This is a genomic window from Lactobacillus nasalidis (genome assembly GCF_016587775.1).
Classification (GTDB): domain Bacteria; phylum Bacillota; class Bacilli; order Lactobacillales; family Lactobacillaceae; genus Lactobacillus; species Lactobacillus nasalidis.
Genome location: NZ_BOCG01000062.1, coordinates 1 through 581, shown reverse-complemented (window position 1 = coordinate 581; position 581 = coordinate 1). Strand labels below are relative to the sequence as shown.

Genomic DNA, 581 nt, shown 5'->3' with positions numbered 1-581 from the left:
CGCGAATGCGTGGGCCTGGGCCGGCTGGATGAGGGCAAATGGCTGCTGCGCCAGGCGGCCGCCAGCAGCTACCCGGCCAAATCGGGCCTGACCTGGCCGGGCAAATTGCAGCCGCGCCAGGAAGCAGTCAGCCGCTTTTTGCTGGAAAAGTTTGCCCAGAAGAAGGACTGCCTGGTCCAGGCCGTAACCGGGGCAGGGAAGACGGAGATGATCTTTCCCCTGCTGGCCCAGGCCTTTGCCAGCGGCTGCCGGGTGGCCATTGCCACGCCGAGAATCGACGTGGTCAATGAGCTTTATCCGCGCCTAAAGGCTGCTTTTGCGGAAATTGAGATCGGCAAGTACCACGGGCGCGAGGAGAAAGCCGTCGCCAACGAGCAGCTGGTCATCTGCACGACCCACCAGCTGCTTAAGTACTACCGGGCCTTTGACCTGCTGATTATCGACGAGATCGATTCTTTTCCTTACGCTGGCAGCCCCCAGCTGCATTTTGCCGCGGCCAACGCGGTTAAAAAGTCCGGCAGCCGGGTCTATTTGACGGCGACGCCGCCGGCAGACCTGCTCAAAGAGGTCAGACAGGGCCG

The 581-nt window shown here is 62.0% G+C and carries 1 protein-coding gene; it reads left to right on the top strand.

Features of this window, described 5'->3' with window-relative positions; all coding sequences use genetic code 11:
* Positions 1-581, top strand: a 581-nt coding sequence (locus lacNas_RS00620) for a DEAD/DEAH box helicase (RefSeq protein WP_201346495.1), incomplete at both ends; no start/stop codon positions are given.